The following is an 18668-nucleotide window of genomic DNA, read 5'->3' as shown; positions in this document are numbered from 1 at the left end:
CGCCGCGATGTCCGCGACCGACGATATCCGGCGCAGCTACCGGCGTCCGCGCGTGGTGATGCGCGAGCATCTCGCGCGCCCGGCTTCCGAGCCGCGCGCGCTGGTCTTCCTGCTTGCGGCGCTGACCGTGATCTTCATCGCGCAATGGCCGCGGTTGTCGCGGATCGCCCATGAGATGCCCGACCAGCCGATGGTCGGGCTGATGATGGGCACGGTGCTGGCGCTGCTGGCCACCGTGCCCGTTTTCTACGCGATTGCGGCATTGAGCCACCTTGTGCTGCGCCTCCTTGGCGGGCAGGGAAGCTGGTATGGTGCGCGCGTCGCGCTGTTCTGGTCGCTTCTGGTGGTCTCGCCGCTGATGTTGTTGCAAGGGCTGGTCGCGGGGTTCATCGGACGCGGCGCGGAACTTTCGCTCGTCTCCGCGCTTGTGACCGTAGCCTTCGTCCTGCTATGGGGCGCAGCGTTGCGGGTGGTGGAATTCGAAGGAAAAACAAACTGATGCAGCCCGACCTTAAAGAATGGCTTATCCGCAGCTTCACCGATCCCAAATCGGTTGCGCGCGATTTGATCGGGCTGAATCTGAGCGGCAATGCGCGGTTCATGGCGATGGTGCTGGTTGTCGTGATGACGGCGATCCTCGGCACGCTCGCGCAGTTGGTGTTCTCGTTCATCACCAAGGTCGATATCGGCACGGTGACGCCGCCGCTGACCGTCGTGGGGCTGCAGGCAGCCCTTCTGGTCTATGGCGCCTTCGCTATGTCTTTCGTCGGCCAACGCTTTGGCGGGAATGGGAAATTATCGGATGCGCTGCTGCTTCTGACCTGGATTGAATTCGTTCTGATGATTGGTCAGATGATCCAGGTCGTGCTTATGGTGTTCTTCCCGATCTCGGCCACTCTGATGTCGGTGCTGCTGGTGGCGCTGATGTTCTACTTGCTGGTGCAGTTCACGATGGTTCTGCACGGGTTCGAAAACCCCTTGGCGACCGGCTTCGGGGTTATCTTGACCTTTCTGGGCTCGGCGATGATCGCGGGGATCGTGCTGGTCTCGACCGGCCTCGTGCAAATGCCCGCAGACCCCGCGTCACTCTGAGGTGCTCCATGTATGATATCGAAAAAATCCGCGCGGATTTCCCGATCCTGACGCGAGAAGTGAACGGCAAGCCGTTGGTTTACCTCGATAACGGGGCCTCGGCGCAGAAGCCGCGCGTCGTGATCGACGCGATGACGCAGATGTACGAGCACGACTATTCCAACGTGCATCGCGGGCTGCATACGCTGTCCAATATCGCGACCGAGAAATACGAGAGCGTGCGCGGGATCGTCGCGCGCTTCCTGCATGTCGCAGATGAAGAGCAGATCGTGTTCACCACCGGCTCGACCGAGGGGATCAACCTAGTGAGCTACGCCTGGGGGGCGCCGAACCTCGAGCCGGGCGACGAGATCATCCTGTCGGTGATGGAGCACCACGCCAATATCGTGCCGTGGCATTTCCTGCGCGAGCGGCAGGGCGTGAAGCTGGTCTGGGTGGAGCCCGAGGCCGATGGCTCGCTGCCGCCCGAAAAGGTGCTGGAGGCGATCACGCCGCGTACAAAGCTGATCGCGATCACCCATATGTCGAACGTGCTGGGCACCCGGGTCGATGTGAAACCGATCGCGCAGGCAGCGCGCGCCCGCGGGATCGCTACGCTGGTCGATGGCTCGCAGGCGGCAGTGCATGGCCCCGTCGACATCGACGATCTGGGCTGCGATTTCTACGTCATCACCGGACATAAGCTATACGGGCCAAGCGGTTCCGGGGCGCTCTTCATTCACCGCGACCGGATGCTCGAGATGCGCCCATTCCTTGGCGGCGGCGACATGATCGACACCGTTACCCGCGATACGGTGATCTACAATACGCCGCCGATGAAATTCGAGGCTGGCACGCCCGGCATCGTGCAGCAGATCGGCATGGGCGTCGCCCTCGATTACCTGATGGGGATCGGGATGGAGAACATCGCCGAGCATGAGCGCGATCTGCGCGACTATACGGCCGAGAAACTGAGCGGGCTGAACTGGCTCAACCAGCAGGGCACCGCGCCCGACAAGGGCGCGATCTTCTCGCTCACGCTGAACGGGCCGGCGCATCCGCATGACATCTCGACCATCCTCGACAAGCGGGGCGTCGCGGTGCGCGCGGGGCAACATTGCACCGGGCCGCTGATGGAATGGCTGGGCGTTTCCGCCACGGCGCGCGCGTCTTTCGGGATGTATAACACCCGCGAAGAGGCCGATGCGCTGATTTCCGCGCTGGAACTCTGCCACGATCTGCTAGGCTGAGGCGACCGCCCGGGCGAGAGACTTGCTTTTGCTGCGCCGCAGCATAAATCTGCGACAGGGAGGCGGGCAGCGAAAGGGCCGAGCCGATGAACCGCAAGAGCATCAATCTCGCATTGCAGGGCGGGGGCGCGCATGGCGCGTTCACCTGGGGCGTTCTCGACCGATTTCTGGATGAAGACTGGCTGGACTACGCGGCGATCTCCGGCACCTCTGCCGGGGCGCTGAACGGGGCCGCGTTCAAGGCGGGCTATGCGCGAGCTGGCCGTCAGGGCGCGCGCGAGTCGCTCGACGAACTTTGGAGCCAGGTGGCCGAAAGCGTCGATCTGCGGCTCGAGCGGTTGATGCCCGCGCAAGTGCCCGGCACCGAGGCGCTGAAACGCTGGTTCGACGCTTTCACCCCTGCGGCCTTCATCGACGGCATGTCGCGCGTCTTTTCGCCCTATGATGCAGGGCCGTTCTACGTCAATCCGCTGAGCTCGGTGGTCGAACGGTTCCGTTATCGCGATGTCTGCGCGGAAGAGGGGCCACGGCTGCATGTCTCGGCGACCAATGTGCGCACCGGCAAGGTCCGTGTCTTCACCGGCGAAGAAATTACAGCGGATGCCATCCTCGCCTCGGCCTGCCTGCCCGAGATTTTCCAGGCGGTCGAAATCGACGACCCGAAGACGGGCCGCAAAGAGGCGTATTGGGATGGCGGCTATACCGGAAATCCGCCGCTTTTCCCGCTGTTCGAACCCGCCTATCCGCGCGACGTCGTGGTGATTTCGATCAACCCCCTCTGGCGCGACGAGATCCCCCGGACGCCCGCGCAGATCGACGAGCGGATCAACGAAATCAGCTTCAACACCTCGCTGCTGCGGGAATTGCGCGCGATCAATTTCGTGCATCGGCTGATCCGCGAAGACCGGCTGCCGGAGGGGTCGATGAAGGATGTGCTGATCCACATGATCGCCGATGACGACGTCATGACCGAGCTGGGTGCGAAGTCCAAGATCCTTCCCGAATGGGGGATGCTGGCAAAGCTGAAACTGGCAGGCCGGGCGGCGGCGGATCGCTGGCTCGAAGCTCACGCCGACAAGATCGGCAAAGAGGCGTCGACCGACCTTCAGGCGTTGTTCGACTGAATCTTCGCCTTCGACTTGCGCGGCTCCTTCACCGGTTTGGGCTGCGGATAGACGAGACCCGCCGAGATGATCAGCTTCGCCGCATCCTCGACCGACATCTGGAGATAGGTGACCTTCGATTCCGGCACGAAGAGCAGGAAGCCCGAGGTCGGGTTCGGCGTCGTCGGCAGGAACACCGAGATCAGCGGGTCGCCATCCTCGGCCTGTGCCGCGATCTCGCCCTTCGCGGTCGACGACACGAAGGCGATCGCTTTCAGGCCCTCGCTCGGATACTCGATGATGCAGGCGCGGTCGAACTTGCCCTCGGACTGGCTGAGCACCGTTTCCGCGATCTGCTTGAGACCGTTATAGACCGTGCGCACGAAGGGCAGCCGGTCGACGATGCTTTCGCCGAAGCGGATCATCGTGCGGCCGAAGAAGCCCTTCGCGAGCCAGCCGACGATGACCGTGAATACCAGGAAGATGATGACGCCGAGCCCGCGTACATTGATGCCGATATAGCGTTCGGGGCGCAGCTCGGGCGGCACCAGCGGCAGCACCCAGCCGTCGACCCAACCGGCCATCGTCCACATCAGCCAGATCGTCAGGCCGATCGGCGCGACGACGATCAACCCGGTAAAGAAGGAGGCGCGCAGCGCGCCGAAACGCGAGCGGCGGCGCGGATGGGAATCGTCTTTGGTCATGTCAGGATGCGCCCTCTCGTGGCGATGCGTTGCCTGCTATCTAGGCAGCGCCGCCACGATGAGCAATGGTCCGCGTATCAGGCGCCGCGAGCTGTGATGATTTCGCCCGCGATTGCGGCAGCCAGACGGGCATTGTTCAGAACGAGGGCGATATTGGCCTCGAGCGAGCGGCCTTCGGTCAGTTCGAAGATGCGCGACAGCAGGAAGGGCGTGACGGCCTTCGCCGCGATGCCCTGCGCCTCGGCCTCGCTCAGCGCCTGTTCGATCACCGGCACGATCTCTTCGCGGGCAATCTCGGCTTCTTCGGGGATCGGGTTCGCGATCAGCTGGCCGCCCGGCAGACCGAGCGACGCGCGCGCGAGTTGTGACTTGGCGATCTCGGCGGCGCTATCGGCGCGCAGAGGCGCGGGAAGGCCGGAATTGCGCGACCAGAAAGCGGGGAAGGCGTCTTGCCCGTAGGCGATGACCGGCACGCCGTGGGTCTCCAGCACTTCGAGCGTCTTCGGCAGATCGAGGATCGCCTTCGCACCGGCCGCGACCACGCTGACCGGAGTCTGTGCCAGTTCCAGAAGGTCCGCGGAGATGTCGAAGCTGTCTTCGGCACCGCGATGGACGCCGCCGATCCCGCCGGTGGCAAAGACGTCGATGTCCGCGAGGTTCGCGCAGATCATCGTCGCGGCGACGGTGGTGGCCCCGGTCGCGCCCTTCGCGAGGCACACCGCCAGATCGGCGCGGCTCACCTTCATCGCGTCCTTGGTCTGCGCGAGCTGCTCCAGTTCCTCCGGCTCAAGCCCGATATGGATCTTGCCGCCCATCACCGCGATCGTGGCCGGTACCGCGCCCGCCTTGCGGATCTCGGCCTCGACCGCCTGCGCGGTTTCAAGATTCTGCGGATAGGGCATCCCGTGGGTAATGATCGTCGACTCCAGCGCGACGATGGGACGGTTTTGTGCTTTCGCATCAGCGACTTCGGCGGCGAAGGTGAGGGGGGCGGTCATGTGGCCAGTTCTCCGGAAACGTAGCGCGCGGCAGCGGTCAGAGCGCGCTCCAGCGCCTCCTCACGAACCGCGCCGCGCTGTTCGGCCACGAGATGCGCGGCCATGAAAGTATCACCCGCGCCGGTCACGCGGGTCACGAGGACGGGGGGCGGCGCCGAGGCGATCACGTTGCCCGCGACAGCACTTCCGTCGGCGGCCGCCTTGCCGCCATCCGTCACGAGCACGCGCTGCGCCCCGCGCTCCAGTAGCGTTTCGGCGGCGTGCTGGGCGCTGTCGAAGCGGCCCTGGCACAGGATGCCCGCCTCTTCGAGATTGACGTAAAGCGTCGCCGCCGGATGCGTCAGAAGCGGCATCAACCTTTCCGCCTTGCCGGGGCTGGCAGGCGCCACGCGCAGGTCGGCCTTGGCGAACAGCGGCGAATGCGCGATCTGGCTGAGCAGAGCCTCGGTCAGGTTGCCGTCGAGTGCGATGGCGCCAGTCCACGGCTCGTTTTCCGTGCCGAGCCGCCCGTCGGAAAGCGGTGCGAGGATCTTCTCGCCCGCCGCCTCCAGCGAATGCGCATCCGCGATGGCCGCGATCAGCCCGTTCGCCCCTTCGATCGCCATGTAGCGGTCGGTCGGAAGGTCGTCGGAGCGGTAGAGATAGCTGCAATCGACGCCCAGCACCTCGGCGGTCCGGATCAGGTCGTTGCCCTGGCTGTCGCGCCCGAGCGCGGTCAGCACGGCCGGTTTGAGCCCAAACCGATGGAGCGTCATCGCGATGTTCATCGCAACGCCGCCGGGCAGCCGCTCGATCCGCCCCGGCACGTCGGAGCCCTCGTGCATATGCACCGAGGCGCGGCCGATGATGTCCCACAGGACCGAACCGATGCACAGAATATCAGGTCTGGATTCGCTCATGCGCGGTTCTTGGCGCGGTTTCGGGAGCGGGGCAAGGGGGCTTGGCCCCCGCTCGGGTGGCTCAGGCGCGGCGCGACTTGAGGAACGCCCAGAGCCAGATGCCCGCAAGAACGAGCGAGCCGATTGCGTTGAGGTTCGCCATGGTGATGCCGAAGATGTCCCACGGAATCTCGTCGCAGCGCACCAGCGGGGCCTCGTTGATCTGCTTGAGCAGGTCGGCGGCGGAGACGGTGGTGTCGACGCCATTCGAGGTGCAATCGGTCGGACCTTGGAAGATCTTCCGCTCGACGCCCGAATGATAGAAGCCCAGCACCGAGGTCGTCAGCGCCGCCAGCATGCCCAGAAGCGCAGTCCAGCCGGGCAGGCGGAAGGCGAGGATCGCAAGTCCGATCAGGATCGCGACCAGATGCGGCCAGCGTTGTAGCAGGCACAGGTGGCAGGGCGCATAGCCCAAGGCCTGAAACACGAAGGCCCCGGCCAGCACGACGGCGGAGCCTGCGGCGGCGAGGCCGACGAGGCCGCGGAAAGAGGTCAGGGTTTGCAGGCGATCTTGCATCGGAGGCCTCAGAGATATTTCAGAAGATAGAACCCGCCGATCAGCAGGATGACGAAGATAGTGAAGAGCGGGCCGAGCCAACGTTCGATGAAGGTCTTGATCGGCTCGCCGAATTTCCAAAGGAGGCCAGCGACCACGAAGAAGCGAAGCGCGCGGGCGATGAAGGAGACGCCGAGGAAGAGAACCGGGCTCAGGTTCGTGGCGCCCGCGAAGATCGTGATCACCTTATAGGGGAAAGGCGTGACACCTGCGATCAGCACGGCCCAGCCGCCCATCTGGTTGAACCGGGCGGCGAGTGTGTTGAAATCGTCCGCCTTGCCGTAGAAGTCCAGCACCGGCCTGCCGATTGCGTCCATGAAACCATAACCGATCAGGTAGCCCAGACAGCCGCCCGCGACCGACGACAGCGTCGCCACCAGCGCGATGCGCCACGCCGCCCAGGGCCGGGCGAGGATCATCGGGATCATCAGCACATCCGGAGGAATCGGGAAGACCGAGGCCTCGATGAAGGCGACGGCGGCGAGATACCACATCGCATGCGGGTGGCTCGCGCGGGCCATCGTCCAGTCGTAGATGCGGCGGATCATGGCGGCATCCTTTTCCTTGCTGCTCGGATCGCTTCATCTCCCGCGCGGGCCGCAAGGTCAAGTCACGCGCGTCGCACCTTTGCTTTTGCGGGCCTCGCGCTAGACTTCACGAAAAAGCGAGGGAGGCATTCGCAAATGCAATGGCGTGGACGGCGCGGCAGCCGCAATATCGAGGACCGGCGCGGCCAGCGCAGGGCAGGGGGCGGCGCAATCCGTCTGGGCGGCGGCGGCCTTGGCGTGGTCGCGATCATCGTGGTGGCCTATTTCCTCGGGGTCGATCTGACGCCGCTGCTCGATGGCGGGTCGGGCTCGGGGCCGGTGATCACGCAATCGGGCGAGCTGAGCGAACGCGAGAAGGCGATGGGCGATTTCGTCTCGGTGACGCTGGCCGATACCGAGGAGGTCTGGCAGGGCGTGTTCCAATCCGACCTGGGACGGCAATACGATCCGGCGGTGCTGGTACTCTTTAGCGGGGTCACGCAATCGCCCTGCGGCAATGCGAGCGGCGCGACGGGGCCGTTCTACTGTCCGGGCGATCAGAAAATCTATCTCGATACGGCGTTTTTCGACACGCTGAGCCAGCAGCTCGGCGCGCGGGGCGATTTCGCCGCCGCCTATGTCGTGGCGCATGAGGTGGCCCACCACGTGCAGGACGAGCTGGGGATTCTCGGTAAAGTTAACGAAGTGCGCGCGCAAAGCTCCGAGGCGCAGGCTAATGCGCTCTCGGTGCGCATCGAGTTGCAGGCCGATTGCTTCTCGGGAATCTGGGCGCGCCGCGCCGAAGATCAGATCGGCGCGATCGAGCCGGGCGACATCGCGGAGGCCATCAATGCCGCGGCACGGATCGGGGACGATACGCTGCAACGCGAGGCCGGCCGGGTGCCGATGCCCGACAGCTTCACCCATGGCAGCTCCGCTCAACGGCAACGCTGGTTCGAGCGGGGCTATCTGAGCGGTGAGCTCAAACAATGCGACACGTTTTCAACGCGTAACCTCTAAGCGTACTTGCCTCGGGCGCGGCTGCGCGCTAGAGGATTCGGACTGGGCCCGAGTGGCGGAATGGTAGACGCAGCGGATTCAAAATCCGCCGCTGCAAGGCGTGTCGGTTCGAGTCCGACCTCGGGCACCAGACCTTCCGCAAAATGACAGATCCGCGCGCCGATGGTGACCCGGCCGGCGCATCTTCGTTCCTATGTCTTGTCGGGCCCGCGTTTTCCGGGCTCGCAAAATTTTGTCCAAATTTGGCGTCATGGTGAAAAGCGGCGTCTTGGAACGTGGTTAGCAAAAGATGATTCGAAGTAATCTCGTTTCGTTCTCAGAACAAACGGGTGTGAGATACCGGATTGCGGCGCGGTCGAGGACAATTAAGACTTATCCGTGGGAGAAATATCGCTGCGATTGGGGGCCTCCCAGGAAACAAACTCGCCCGGTTATTGTCGCTAAATCGAAAACAGTTTTTCGCCTTTCGAAACGGGTCCGAGAAATAACTTTCAACCACCGGTTTAAATGTGGCGAAACTTAGGCAGATTTCCTGTCCAAAAAGATAGGTCGATCTTTTGGCAAACGGAAACGGTGTTTAAAAACAGTCACTTCGCGATTCGGATTATTGATGACCGTTTCCCGGGCATTTCCTCGAAATGAGGCAAGAAAGCGGCAAATTCCCCTTTTCTTTGTGGCGGTCGCGAGGGCAGATTGAGGCCAAGCCCTGCTGGGGGGCGATTGGCCATGGGGGTGGCCAAAGAGAAGAGTTGTCGAAAGAGAGCTCGCCCGGCGCTGCCAAGGGGACCGATCCATAACGGCCTCGACCATGAGGGCAAAGGAGACGCAGAGCGATCTGCGGCGACTTTGCCGGCAGCGCCCGCGCGCGCCGACGCTGGCCAATTCTTCTCAAAAAACACGTTCGGACTTCGGATCCGGACACGTCACGGCGCCGCCGCTTTGCGCCCTAGGGAAGATACGCCACGGCGCGGGGCCAGGGAGCCAAGCGGACGGCAAAGGAGAGTTGGGGATGACTTATTTCTACTATCATCACGACGACGATGATTGCGACAAGAATTCCGATCCGAATGCTACCAACGACAGCGCGAGCGTTAAGTACAACACCGCGCAGACGATCGCCGTTCTCGCGAATGACAGCGACCCCGATGGCGACCCGCTCAAGGTGCAGTGGGCGAGCGACCCGGCGCATGGCTCGGTCACGGTGAATGCCGATGGCACGATCACCTACACGCCCGATCCCAACTATTCCGGCACCGACAGCTTTACCTACAAGATCTATGACGGGCAGGGCGGTTACGACACCGCGACCGTCACGATCAACGTGAGCGCGCCCGACGGTATCGTCGAAGGCACCTCCGGCGGCGACCTGATCGACGATCATTACACCGGCGATCCCGAAGGCGACATGGTCGACAATAACGACGCGATCCTCCCGGGCGCCGCGCCGAATGACGACTACATCATCGCGGGCGACGGCAATGACACGGTCTATGCCGGTCAGGGCGACGACTCCGTCGAGGGCGGCCAGGGCGACGATCTGATCTATGGCGAGGGCGGCAACGACACGATCTCGGGCGATGCCGGAAACGACACGATCTATGGCGACAACGATCCGGCCGGTGGCCCCGCGGCCGATCCGGTCTCGGAAACCGTGGACTGGAGCCATTTCCAGACCGATTGCGGCGAGGTGAAGGACCAGACTGTCGATCTGGGCGAGACCAAGGTCCATTTCGACTTCCAGTCGCAGGATTACGGGGCGAAGGCGACGCTGACGACCTCTGCGCAATATACCGAAGCTGGCGAGAACTTCGACAGCTGCTCGGCGCTGCAGCTCTACGGTGCGGGCGGCGATTGCGAAGGCGGTGTGTCGCCGACCTCGACGACCGTCCTGACTTTCTCTTCGGACAATAGCGATTACACCGGTGAAGTTCAGGGGCTGAGCTTCCGGATCAACGATCTCGATCGTTCGGACAGCTATGACGACCATGTCGATGTCGTGACGCTCTCGGCCGTCGATGCCGACGGCAACCCGGTCGCGATCACGATCGATCCCGAGGGCAACCAGACGGTCACCGACAATGGCGACGGCACCTACACCATCACCGGTGGCGATCAGGACGACGGCAGCCTGTATCAGGACGACAAGATCGGTTCGGTCAAGGTCACCATCAATGATCCGACCGCAAAGCTGAGCATCGCCTATTCGAATGGCGGGGCGACGGATCAGGCGATCTCGATCACCGACATGACCTATGACACCTGCCCGGTGGAAAATGATCCGGGCGAGCCCGGCGACGACAGCCTGATGGGCGGTCTGGGCGATGACGTGCTCTACGGTCAGCAAGGCAACGACACGCTGGAGGGCGGTCACGGATCGGACAGTCTCGATGGCGGCCAGGGTAACGATACGCTCGATGGCGGCGCGGATGCGGACACCGTCTCCGGTGGCGACGATCGCGATCTGTTCATCGTGGGGTCCTCGACCGATGGCATCGGAGACACGCTCGACGGCGGCGAAGGCGGCGACGATTACGACACGCTCGACCTGCAGGGCGCGGGGCCGCTGCGTGTTCATTCCACGGTCACCGATTACGATCCGGTCTCGGGTGTCAGCACCTATGCCGGGACGGTCGACTTCCTCGACGGCTCGGGCAATGTCACCGGTACGCTCGAATTCTCCAACATGGAAGAGGTCATCCCCTGCTTCACGCCGGGTACTCTGATCGCGACGCCGCGTGGCGAGGTTCCGGTGGAGACGCTGCGCGAAGGCGACAAGGTCCTGACCCGCGATAACGGCATTCAGGAGGTCCGCTGGGCCGGCCGCGCCGACATGACGCATGAGCAGCTCGCGCGCGCACCGCATCTCAAGCCGGTGCTGATCCGCAAGGGCTCGCTCGGCAACGACCTGCCCGAGCGCGACATGATGGTCTCGCCGAACCACCGAATGCTCGTCGCCAATGACAAGACTGCGCTCTATTTCGAAGAGCACGAGGTTCTCGTCGCGGCCAAGCATCTCGTCGGCAATCAGGGCGTGGACACGGTGGAGACGCTGGGTACCAGCTACCTGCACTTCATGTTCGACCGCCACGAGGTCCTGCTCGCCAATGGTGCCTGGACCGAGAGCTTCCAGCCCGGCGACCAGACGCTCGGCGGGATGGGCAATTCGCAGCGTCAGGAAATCTTCGAGATCTTCCCGGAACTGCAGACCGCGAAGGGCCGCGAGGCCTATCAGGCGGCGCGCAAGACGCTCAAGAAGCATGAAGCCAACGTCCTGCGCATGAGCTGACGCGCAGGCCTCGTCAGAGGCCCCGCCAGCCCAATAACTGCGACCGCGTCCGGGATGTTTCCGGGGCGCGGCGCTGCCGTGTTGTTTCCGCAACTCGAACAATTCGTTTCCGCTAATCCGCACGTAGAGACGCCATCACGCGTTTTCGCCTCAGGGTTTTGTCGCTATCGTGTGATGGAAGGGGGCCTCGACTGCTGGGAGGCAGGAGGATCGGATGACGCGGAGCATGCGCGCAACGGATATCGCGGAGATTTTAGCGCAATCGCCGGCTCAGGGGCTGCGATGTACCGCGATGGCGCGCACCGAGTCGCTGCGCCTGGAATTCGACAGCCATGACGAGACGGACGGCCACATCAGTGGGTTTGACGCATCGGGAGAGACGGTTTTTTCCGGCTCCATCGCTGCGTTTCGCGCGGCCATTCCCTGCGTGACGCCCGAGACGCGGGTCGCAACCGAGTCTGGCGGTGTTCCTGCGGGCGATTTGCGCCCCGGTGCGCGGCTGGTGACGCGCGAGTCCGGCGTTCAGACGCTGCGCTGGATCGGTTCACGAGTGTTCACGGCTGCCGATCTCGCGCTCAATCCTCTGCTGTGCCCGGTGCGTATCCGCGCGGGCGCGCTTGGCGAGGGGCATCCGGTGCAGGATATGTGCGTATCACCCAATCACCGTCTGATGTCGCCGCTACGGGGGAATCTCGTTTCCGCGCAAGAGCTTGTCGGGCTGGACGGGGTCGAGGCCGAGCGGGCGGCGGGCGGCGTGCGCTATCTGCAACTGCTACTCGACGCGCCGGAAATGTTGCTCTGCGACGGACTATGGGTCGAGAGTTTCCGACCGGAGTTGGCGATGCTGGCGGGCTTCGATGCGGCGCAGCGGGCGGAGCTTCTGGCGCTGCGCCCCGATCTGTCCCGGCGCGACGCCGAGGCCGCCTTGCCCGAGACGCACCCCACCGAGTGATTTTCATCAACCGCAAAAAAGAGCCGGGCACTTAGGCCCGGCCAATAGACGATTCCGGTCAGGGGAATTGCCCGGATCGTTCGCGTCACAGGAAGCGGCGCACTTCTTGCCGGGCAATCTCCCGGCTGATTCCGATATCTTTGAGCAGATGGTCATCGAGTTTCTCCAGCGCCATCCGCGAACGGCGCGCTTCGAGGACGCGCGCAACGCGCGCGATCAGGCTCAGGCGGCCATGACGAGCGGGAACGGGACGAGTCCGCGACAGGGTAAACATTGCGATGCCTTTCTGTATTGATACAAAGTGGCGTTTGTTGCTATACGAGGGATACAATATCTCAAAATAAGCAACCAGAGAAATATTGTGACTGATACAAGCTGGTCTCCTCAACTCGCCCATATCGCCGGACCGAAATATCTCGCGCTGGTGCGCGCGCTGCGCGAAGGGATCCGTCGCGGAGACCTGAAACCGGGCGCAAAACTCCCTACTGTCAGGGACTTGGCGTGGTCACTGGGGGTGACGCCCGGCACGGTCGCGCGGGGCTACCAAATCGCCACGCAGGAGGGGCTGCTGGAGGCCAAGGTGGGACGCGGCACCTTTGTATCGACACAAACGCAGCGACTCGGCCCGCGCGAGCCACTTTACCGCCATACCGGGGAGGAGATCGACGCAACCCCGGACGATCTGGTCAACCTTCGATCGCCACAATTGCCCGATGTCGGCCAGACAAAAGCCTTACAATGGGCGATGGAGGAAGCTGCGCGCTCGATCGGCAAGACCTACCTGCAATATCCCGGTCTGCGCCGCGACGCCTATTGCCGCGAGGCGGTGCTCGACTGGTTTCCGAAAGATTGCTCGCTCGCCTCGATCCTGAACGCGGATGACCTTGTGCTGACCCATGGCGGGCAGAACGGGATCAACCTCGTGATGCAGACCTGCCTGCGTGGCGATCGGCCCGGCGTTTATATCGAGGAGCTGGCCTATCCCGGCTTCCGTCACGCCGCACGGCTCAACCGCGCAGAGGTCCATCCCGTGGCCATCGACGAGCAGGGGATGATGCCCGATGCGCTCGACGCGGCCTGCCGCAAACATGGCGGCCAGATCGTTTGCATCACGCCCGACGCACAGAACCCCACGGCGGGCCGGATGGATGTCGCGCGCCGCGAGGCGCTGGTCGAGGTCGCGCGCCGCCATGACCTGCAGATCATAGAGGACGATTGCTACACCGCGCCGGTCACCGGCCTGCCGAGCTTCCGGGTGATCGCGCCCGAGCGCAGCTGGCATATCACATCTCTGTCGAAGACGATCTCGGCGGGCATGCGCTTCGGCATCGTCGCAGCCCCCGAAGGCATGGGCGAAGTGGGGCGGCTAGCCGCCCAGCACAGCTTCTTCGGCCTCGCACGGCCGATCACCGACATGGTCGCCCGGCTCTTCGAGAGCGGCGAGGCGATGCGTCTGCGCTATGCCGCGCAGGAGGAAATGGGTCGGCGGTTGCAGATGACGGTGCAATCGCTGGCGGGACAGGATTTCAACTGGCTTCCGGGGCTGAGCTTCCTTTGGCTGAAGCTGCCGATGGGCTGGCGTGGCTCCACCTTCGCGCGCATGGCGGAGATGGAAGGCGTGCTGCTGCGCTCGGCCGATGAATATGTCGTGCAGGACGGGCAGGCGCCCAACGCGGTGCGCATCGCGATGGCGGGCTCGGTCCCCGAAGAGCGCTTCCGTACCGCGCTGCGAACGCTGACGGGGCTGCTGGAGCGGATGCCCGACGATCTGCCGGTCTGAGGGCTGAGGCCTGACGCCGCGCCGCCGAAGCGCGCTGCACAAAATTACGGCATCTGCCTTGCCCTTGCGCGAGTAGGGGCGCTTGCCCTCTTTTCACGCCCGCGCCCTTGTGCTTTCGTGACAGCCAACGACGCCCGAGACGGGTGCAAATCGGGAGAGATGGATGGCGGGTAAAGGGGAGAGCTGGCTGCGCAGCGAGTCCGCGCAGGGCTATGCGCTGATTTCGCCCCCCTTCCTCTATGCCGTTCTTTTGCTGGCCGCGCCGCTGGTCACGATCCTCGCCTATTCCTTCTTCAAGGATGGCTATCTGACGGTGGTGCATGAATTCACCGTGCAGAATTACATCGCCACATGGACCGATCCGATCTTTCGCGTGATTCTGGTTCGCTCGCTGCTGGTGGCGGGGCTGGTGACGCTGGTCACGGTCGCGCTGGCCTTCCCGATTGCCTATTATCTGAGCTTCGGTCTGGCGCCGAACCGCAAGGCGCGCTGGATCTTTCTGATCACCATCCCGTTCTGGACGTCGTATCTGATCCGCGTGTTTCTGTGGAAGGTGATCCTTGGCTATAATGGCGTGATCAATTCCGCGTTGGAGGGGATCGGGATCATCGGGCCGAACGGGTTAATCGCCGATCCGCTGCAGATGCTCAATTCGGTGGGGGCGATCGCGCTGACGCTGGCCCATGCCTATGCGCCCTTCGCGATCCTGCCGATTTTCGTGAGCCTCGAGAAGATCGACCGCTCGTTGCTGGAGGCGGGGCAGGATCTGGGCGAGAGCCGCTGGCGCACCTTCCTGCGCGTGACACTGCCCTTGGCGATGCCCGGTGTCGTAGCCGCGACGCTGATCGTGTTCATCCCGACGGTCGGCGATTACGTCACGCCCGAGCTGATCGGGGGCGGCAAGATGCCGATGGTCGCGAACCTCATTCAGGCGCAGATGCTACCCCTGGACAATCGCCCGCTGGGCTCGGCCATTGCGGTCAGTTCGCTGCTCGTGGTCGCGGCCCTGTCGCTGGTCTTCCTGTGGCTCAACCGCCGCTTCCTGAAGGTCGGAAAGTGAGCCGCGCATGAAAATACCGTCCCTCAAGATTTACGCGATCGCCTACCTGATCTTCCTCTACGCGCCGATCTTCCTGCTGCCGCTGTTCGCTTTCAACGATGGCACGATCATTGCCTTTCCGCTGAAGGGTTTCACGACCGACTGGTTCGCGAAAATGGCCGAGAACGACACGCTGCGCCACGCGCTGTCGAATTCGCTGATCATCGCGCTGACCTCCTCGGCGGGCGCCACGATCCTCGCGGTTTTCGCCGCCCGCGCCTCGACGCGCTACCGCTTCAAGGGCAAGGGCGGGATCATGGGGCTGATCCTGCTGCCGATGGTGCTGCCCGATATCCTGATGGGGATGTCGCTGCTCTTGGTGATGCTCGAAGTGCTGAAGGTGAACCTGTCGATCGCGACGGTGATCCTCGGCCATGTGATCATTTCGCTGCCCTATGCCATCGCGGTCCTGCAGACGGCTTTCGCGACGCTGGATCAGTCGCTGGAAGAGGCGGCGGTCGATCTGGGCGAGACGCGAATGTCGACCTTCCGCCTGATCGTTCTGCCGCTGGTAATGCCCGGTATCATCTCGGCCTTCCTGATCTCCTTCACGATCTCGCTCGACGAGTTCATCGTGGCCTTCTTCCTCGCGGGCAATCAGCCCACGCTGCCCACCTATATCTTTTCCCAGCTGCGTTTCCCGTCAGCGATCCCGGTCATCATGGCGCTTGGCACCTGCCTCGTCGCGGCCTCGATCCTGCTTCTGAGCGTGGCCGAATTCTTCCGCCGGCGCGGGGTCAAACGGACCGGCGCCAAGGATACCGGAGGTTTCCTGTGACCGATAAACCGATGATCGCCTTTCAGGACGTTCATAAATATTACGGCGATTATCACGCGCTGCGCGGCATCACCGCGGAGATCCGCGCAGGCGAGTTCTTCTCGCTGCTCGGTCCCTCGGGCTGCGGCAAGACCACGCTGCTGCGCACCATCGCGGGATTCGAGGAGATATCGGAAGGCGCGGTGCTGATCGACGGCAAGACGATGGTGGGCGTTCCGCCGAACAAGCGGCCCACCAATATGGTGTTCCAGTCCTACGCGATCTTCCCGCATCTGAGCGTGGCCGAGAATGTCGGCTTCGGCCTGCGACGCGATCCGCGTTCGAAATCGGAGAAGGCCAAGCTGGTCGAGGAATCGCTCGAGATGGTGGGACTCAAGGGCTACGGCTCCCGCGCGGCCCATGCGCTCTCGGGCGGGCAACGGCAGCGTGTGGCGCTGGCCCGCGCGCTGATCCTTAAGCCTAAGGTTTTGTTGCTCGACGAGCCGCTCTCCGCGCTCGACCGCAAGATCCGCGAGCAGATGCAGGTCGAGCTGATCAAGCTGCAGCGCGAGGTCGGCATCACCTTCGTTCTCGTGACCCACGATCAGGAAGAGGCGCTGGTCATGTCGGACCGGATCGCGGTAATGTTCGAGGGGGAGATCGCCCAGCTCGCCGACCCGGAAGTGCTCTATGGTCGCCCCAATTCGCGTCGCGTGGCCGATTTCATCGGGGTGATGAATTTCCTGCCCGCGACGGTCACGGATGGGCCCGGCGAAGCGGTCACCGCAGAGGTCGCAGGTCTCGGACGGCTCGAAGTCGCGCCGAGCCAGATCTCGATCGCACCTGCGGGCGATGGCGCCGCGGTGGGCTTCCGCCCGGAAACCTTGACGCTGCTTTACGAAGGCCAACAGGCCTCCGACCGCGAAGCGCCCGGCACGATCGACGAGGTCGTCTATTACGGCGACATGACCTATTACGACGTGCGCCTCGACGGCACCGAAAAACCGGTCCGTATCTCGATGCGCAACGTGTTCGGCCGCCCCGTGCTGGAAGTCGGCACCCGCACCCGCGTCGCATGGTCGCCCGGAGCGCTCGTTCTGTTCCGGTGACCGGGGCAGGGGGCGCTGACCCCGTCGCCGGATGGCGACAAAACTTAAGAGGCATAGGGCGCTGCCCCGTCGCCGGAGTGCAGCATGGCTCGAAGGCGGAAGCGGCCTCGCAAGAGGTCCCTCGCCAGTGGCTCTGATTACTCCTCCGGCGGTGCGTAGCCATCTGTCAGGGTCTCGAGAAAGGCGATGATATCTGCTTGCTCGGCCTTGGTCAGCGCGTCGCCTTCTCCGGGCTTGCGTCCGAAAGGCGCGTCGGTGCGGTCGATATTTCCCTGATAGCGAGTGGGCAGGTCGTCGAACCGCGCCACTTTTCCGTTGCGCGTGGGGTAAATCGCGCGGGGATCGCTGTCGCGCTTGGCGTAAAAGCGCAGGACCTGTTGCAGGCTGGTGTAGACACCGTTGTGGAAAAACACGTGCCGGGTCGCGACGTTGCGCAGGCTCGGGGTCTTGAACATCCCGCAATTGCCGGGCTGCGTCGAAATCGTGTCGTGGCGCAGCGGGCCGCACAGACCGAGATCGATATACTGCGGATCGGCATTGGCCGGGATCGCCGGGTTGCGGGGCACGCCGAGCGCCTCGTATTCGTAATCGGTGAATTGCGGCGGGCGACCATCGGCGGACCGGGTGTCGAGATGACAGGCCGCGCAATTGCCCTTCTTCGGATCGTCGAAGAGCGCACGGCCCCGCGCCTCTGCCGGCGAAAGCTGCGCCTCGCCCGCGAGAAAGGCGTCGTATTTGCTGGTATAGGGATGAAATTCCACCGCCTCGGTCTGGTAGCGCGACAAAGCGAAGGCGGCCTCGTCGATCAGCATCTTGTCGTCGTCACGCACCGCCTCGCCGAAGAGCCGCGCTAAGCGGTCGCCATAGCGCGCTCGCAGGGTCGCGGCGAGGGTTGCGCGGTCGGGCTCTGCCATCTCGAAATGAGTGAAGAGGACGGCCAGCGCCTGCTCTTGCAGCGTATCCGCGCGCCCGTCCCAGAACAGACCGCCCCGCGGCACCGGGCTCGCGGCGGCGGGCGTGCCGGCGGTTTTTTGCGGCGCGGGCTGCGTAGATGCGCTTGCTCCTGCGGCTCCTTTCGCGCCCGTCCCTTGCTGTGCGACCGCCTGCGGCGCGGCTTCGCCCGCCTCCGAGGTCGGGTCGAGCATCCCGAAGGTGAAGGGTGGCGTCTGGCGCTTGTATGTGAGCGATGGCACCGCGCGCAGTCCCGGCTGGTCGAGATACGCCCCGCCGAGCTGCACCGGGCGGGCATTGGAGGGCGCGAAGTGATTGCCCGGGTCGTGGCAGCTCGCGCAGCTCATTTGGCCACTGGCTGACAGCGTGGGGTCAGAAAACAGCGCCTTGCCGATCGTGGCCACGGCGCTCAGATCGGCATCTCCGGGCGCGGTCGTTTTCGAACCGGCGTCGGACGCTGCCCCGACGGGGGTGGCCGAAAGGAAAGCCGCGAGCGTGATGCTCGCGGCCCCCTGTGCCGAACGGATCGTTCTGGGAGTGATCAATCTCAGGTTCGGCAGTCTCATC

At 63.9% G+C, this 18668-nt stretch carries 18 protein-coding genes and 1 tRNA gene; 12 read left to right on the top strand and 7 right to left on the bottom strand.

Annotated elements, in window-relative coordinates:
• The first annotated feature begins 7 nt into the window (after positions 1 to 7).
• The 4 genes from B6V73_RS01440 to B6V73_RS01425 all read left to right on the top strand — a co-directional run bounded on the left by B6V73_RS01440 (position 8) and on the right by B6V73_RS01425 (position 3445).
• Positions 8 to 499 carry a Yip1 family protein gene (locus B6V73_RS01440; protein WP_075774848.1) on the top strand — a complete coding sequence of 164 codons (492 nt, stop codon included), beginning with the start codon at positions 8 to 10 and terminating at the stop codon, positions 497 to 499.
• A complete protein-coding gene (locus B6V73_RS01435) occupies positions 499 to 1092 on the top strand; it encodes a YIP1 family protein (RefSeq protein ID WP_088724326.1) in 594 nt (197 codons plus the stop codon). The genes B6V73_RS01440 and B6V73_RS01435 overlap by 1 nt, the downstream gene beginning before the upstream one ends.
• An 8-nt stretch (positions 1093 to 1100) precedes the next feature.
• On the top strand, positions 1101 to 2321 hold the full coding sequence (locus tag B6V73_RS01430; RefSeq protein ID WP_075774846.1) for a cysteine desulfurase: 1221 nt from the start codon (positions 1101 to 1103) through the stop codon (positions 2319 to 2321).
• 86 nt (positions 2322 to 2407) lie between these two features.
• On the top strand, positions 2408 to 3445 hold the full coding sequence (locus B6V73_RS01425; protein WP_088724325.1) for a patatin-like phospholipase family protein: 1038 nt from the start codon (positions 2408 to 2410) through the stop codon (positions 3443 to 3445).
• Here the strand turns inward: B6V73_RS01425 and B6V73_RS01420 are convergent.
• The 5 genes from B6V73_RS01420 to B6V73_RS01400 all read right to left on the bottom strand — a co-directional run bounded on the left by B6V73_RS01420 (position 3427) and on the right by B6V73_RS01400 (position 7168).
• Complete coding sequence (locus tag B6V73_RS01420) at positions 3427 to 4128, bottom strand: DUF502 domain-containing protein (RefSeq protein ID WP_075774844.1); 702 nt, start codon at positions 4126 to 4128, stop codon at positions 3427 to 3429. The two genes, B6V73_RS01425 and B6V73_RS01420, sit on opposite strands and share 19 nt — an antisense overlap.
• 77 nt (positions 4129 to 4205) lie before the next feature.
• Positions 4206 to 5126: a pseudouridine-5'-phosphate glycosidase gene (locus B6V73_RS01415; RefSeq protein WP_088724324.1), complete on the bottom strand. Its 921-nt coding sequence runs from the start codon at positions 5124 to 5126 to the stop codon at positions 4206 to 4208.
• Positions 5123 to 6025, bottom strand: coding sequence for a PfkB family carbohydrate kinase (locus B6V73_RS01410; RefSeq protein ID WP_088724323.1), 903 nt, complete (start codon positions 6023 to 6025; stop codon positions 5123 to 5125). The genes B6V73_RS01415 and B6V73_RS01410 overlap by 4 nt, the downstream gene beginning before the upstream one ends.
• A 61-nt stretch (positions 6026 to 6086) precedes the next feature.
• Positions 6087 to 6581, bottom strand: a complete 495-nt coding sequence (locus tag B6V73_RS01405; protein ID WP_199224636.1) for a disulfide bond formation protein B — start codon at positions 6579 to 6581, stop codon at positions 6087 to 6089.
• An 8-nt stretch (positions 6582 to 6589) separates the two neighbouring features.
• A complete protein-coding gene (locus B6V73_RS01400; RefSeq protein ID WP_075774840.1) occupies positions 6590 to 7168 on the bottom strand; it encodes a YqaA family protein in 579 nt (192 codons plus the stop codon).
• A 135-nt stretch (positions 7169 to 7303) separates the two neighbouring features.
• Here B6V73_RS01400 and B6V73_RS01395 point away from each other — a divergent pair, with 135 nt between their 5' ends.
• The 4 genes from B6V73_RS01395 (at position 7304) to B6V73_RS01380 (ending at position 12405) form a co-directional block, all read left to right on the top strand.
• Entirely contained in the window at positions 7304 to 8167 is an 864-nt protein-coding gene (locus tag B6V73_RS01395; protein ID WP_088724322.1) for a neutral zinc metallopeptidase, read from the top strand.
• Between the two features lie 46 nt (positions 8168 to 8213).
• Positions 8214 to 8297 (top strand) — tRNA-Leu (locus B6V73_RS01390).
• A gap of 879 nt (positions 8298 to 9176) precedes the next feature.
• Entirely contained in the window at positions 9177 to 11453 is a 2277-nt protein-coding gene (locus tag B6V73_RS01385; RefSeq protein WP_168174846.1) for a Hint domain-containing protein, read from the top strand.
• Between the two features lie 214 nt (positions 11454 to 11667).
• On the top strand, positions 11668 to 12405 hold the full coding sequence (locus B6V73_RS01380) for a Hint domain-containing protein (RefSeq protein ID WP_088724321.1): 738 nt from the start codon (positions 11668 to 11670) through the stop codon (positions 12403 to 12405).
• Positions 12406 to 12490: 85 nt separating this feature from the next.
• On the opposite strand, the gene B6V73_RS20385 is transcribed toward B6V73_RS01380, so the two are convergent.
• Complete coding sequence (locus B6V73_RS20385) at positions 12491 to 12679, bottom strand: DUF1127 domain-containing protein (RefSeq protein ID WP_109171954.1); 189 nt, start codon at positions 12677 to 12679, stop codon at positions 12491 to 12493.
• An 87-nt stretch (positions 12680 to 12766) separates the two neighbouring features.
• Here B6V73_RS20385 and B6V73_RS01370 point away from each other — a divergent pair, with 87 nt between their 5' ends.
• The 4 genes from B6V73_RS01370 (at position 12767) to B6V73_RS01355 (ending at position 17150) form a co-directional block, all read left to right on the top strand.
• Positions 12767 to 14185 carry a PLP-dependent aminotransferase family protein gene (locus tag B6V73_RS01370; RefSeq protein WP_088718589.1) on the top strand — a complete coding sequence of 473 codons (1419 nt, stop codon included), beginning with the start codon at positions 12767 to 12769 and terminating at the stop codon, positions 14183 to 14185.
• A 163-nt stretch (positions 14186 to 14348) separates the two neighbouring features.
• Positions 14349 to 15245: an ABC transporter permease gene (locus tag B6V73_RS01365; protein ID WP_075774835.1), complete on the top strand. Its 897-nt coding sequence runs from the start codon at positions 14349 to 14351 to the stop codon at positions 15243 to 15245.
• Between the two features lie 7 nt (positions 15246 to 15252).
• A complete protein-coding gene (locus B6V73_RS01360) occupies positions 15253 to 16062 on the top strand; it encodes an ABC transporter permease (protein WP_075774834.1) in 810 nt (269 codons plus the stop codon).
• A gap of 11 nt (positions 16063 to 16073) precedes the next feature.
• Positions 16074 to 17150 carry an ABC transporter ATP-binding protein gene (locus B6V73_RS01355; RefSeq protein ID WP_088724500.1) on the top strand — a complete coding sequence of 359 codons (1077 nt, stop codon included), beginning with the start codon at positions 16074 to 16076 and terminating at the stop codon, positions 17148 to 17150.
• Between the two features lie 137 nt (positions 17151 to 17287).
• Here the strand turns inward: B6V73_RS01355 and B6V73_RS01350 are convergent, their stop codons facing one another.
• Entirely contained in the window at positions 17288 to 18667 is a 1380-nt protein-coding gene (locus B6V73_RS01350) for a cytochrome c peroxidase (RefSeq protein ID WP_088724320.1), read from the bottom strand.
• Position 18668 lies beyond the last annotated feature (1 nt).

The sequence above is a fragment of the Thioclava sp. JM3 genome, assembly GCF_002213185.1.
Classification (GTDB): domain Bacteria; phylum Pseudomonadota; class Alphaproteobacteria; order Rhodobacterales; family Rhodobacteraceae; genus Thioclava; species Thioclava nitratireducens.
The sequence above is the reverse complement of the archived record's forward strand: the minus strand, read 5'-3'. Positions and strand labels throughout refer to the sequence as shown.

Excerpts from the sequence above, each read along its gene's own strand:
- B6V73_RS01440 (WP_075774848.1), top strand. The coding sequence starts at position 8 with ATGTCCGCGACCGACGATATCCGGCGCAGCTACCGGCGTCCGCGCGTG.
- B6V73_RS01435 (WP_088724326.1), top strand. The coding sequence starts at position 499 with ATGCAGCCCGACCTTAAAGAATGGCTTATCCGCAGCTTCACCGATCCC.
- B6V73_RS01430 (WP_075774846.1), top strand. The coding sequence starts at position 1,101 with ATGTATGATATCGAAAAAATCCGCGCGGATTTCCCGATCCTGACGCGA.
- B6V73_RS01425 (WP_088724325.1), top strand. The coding sequence starts at position 2,408 with ATGAACCGCAAGAGCATCAATCTCGCATTGCAGGGCGGGGGCGCGCAT.
- B6V73_RS01420 (WP_075774844.1), bottom strand. The coding sequence starts at position 4,128 with ATGACCAAAGACGATTCCCATCCGCGCCGCCGCTCGCGTTTCGGCGCG.
- B6V73_RS01415 (WP_088724324.1), bottom strand. The coding sequence starts at position 5,126 with ATGACCGCCCCCCTCACCTTCGCCGCCGAAGTCGCTGATGCGAAAGCA.
- B6V73_RS01410 (WP_088724323.1), bottom strand. The coding sequence starts at position 6,025 with ATGAGCGAATCCAGACCTGATATTCTGTGCATCGGTTCGGTCCTGTGG.
- B6V73_RS01405 (WP_199224636.1), bottom strand. The coding sequence starts at position 6,581 with ATGCAAGATCGCCTGCAAACCCTGACCTCTTTCCGCGGCCTCGTCGGC.
- B6V73_RS01400 (WP_075774840.1), bottom strand. The coding sequence starts at position 7,168 with ATGATCCGCCGCATCTACGACTGGACGATGGCCCGCGCGAGCCACCCG.
- B6V73_RS01395 (WP_088724322.1), top strand. The coding sequence starts at position 7,304 with ATGCAATGGCGTGGACGGCGCGGCAGCCGCAATATCGAGGACCGGCGC.
- B6V73_RS01385 (WP_168174846.1), top strand. The coding sequence starts at position 9,177 with ATGACTTATTTCTACTATCATCACGACGACGATGATTGCGACAAGAAT.
- B6V73_RS01380 (WP_088724321.1), top strand. The coding sequence starts at position 11,668 with ATGACGCGGAGCATGCGCGCAACGGATATCGCGGAGATTTTAGCGCAA.
- B6V73_RS20385 (WP_109171954.1), bottom strand. The coding sequence starts at position 12,679 with ATGTTTACCCTGTCGCGGACTCGTCCCGTTCCCGCTCGTCATGGCCGC.
- B6V73_RS01365 (WP_075774835.1), top strand. The coding sequence starts at position 14,349 with ATGGCGGGTAAAGGGGAGAGCTGGCTGCGCAGCGAGTCCGCGCAGGGC.
- B6V73_RS01360 (WP_075774834.1), top strand. The coding sequence starts at position 15,253 with ATGAAAATACCGTCCCTCAAGATTTACGCGATCGCCTACCTGATCTTC.
- B6V73_RS01355 (WP_088724500.1), top strand. The coding sequence starts at position 16,074 with ATGATCGCCTTTCAGGACGTTCATAAATATTACGGCGATTATCACGCG.
- B6V73_RS01350 (WP_088724320.1), bottom strand. The coding sequence starts at position 18,667 with ATGAGACTGCCGAACCTGAGATTGATCACTCCCAGAACGATCCGTTCG.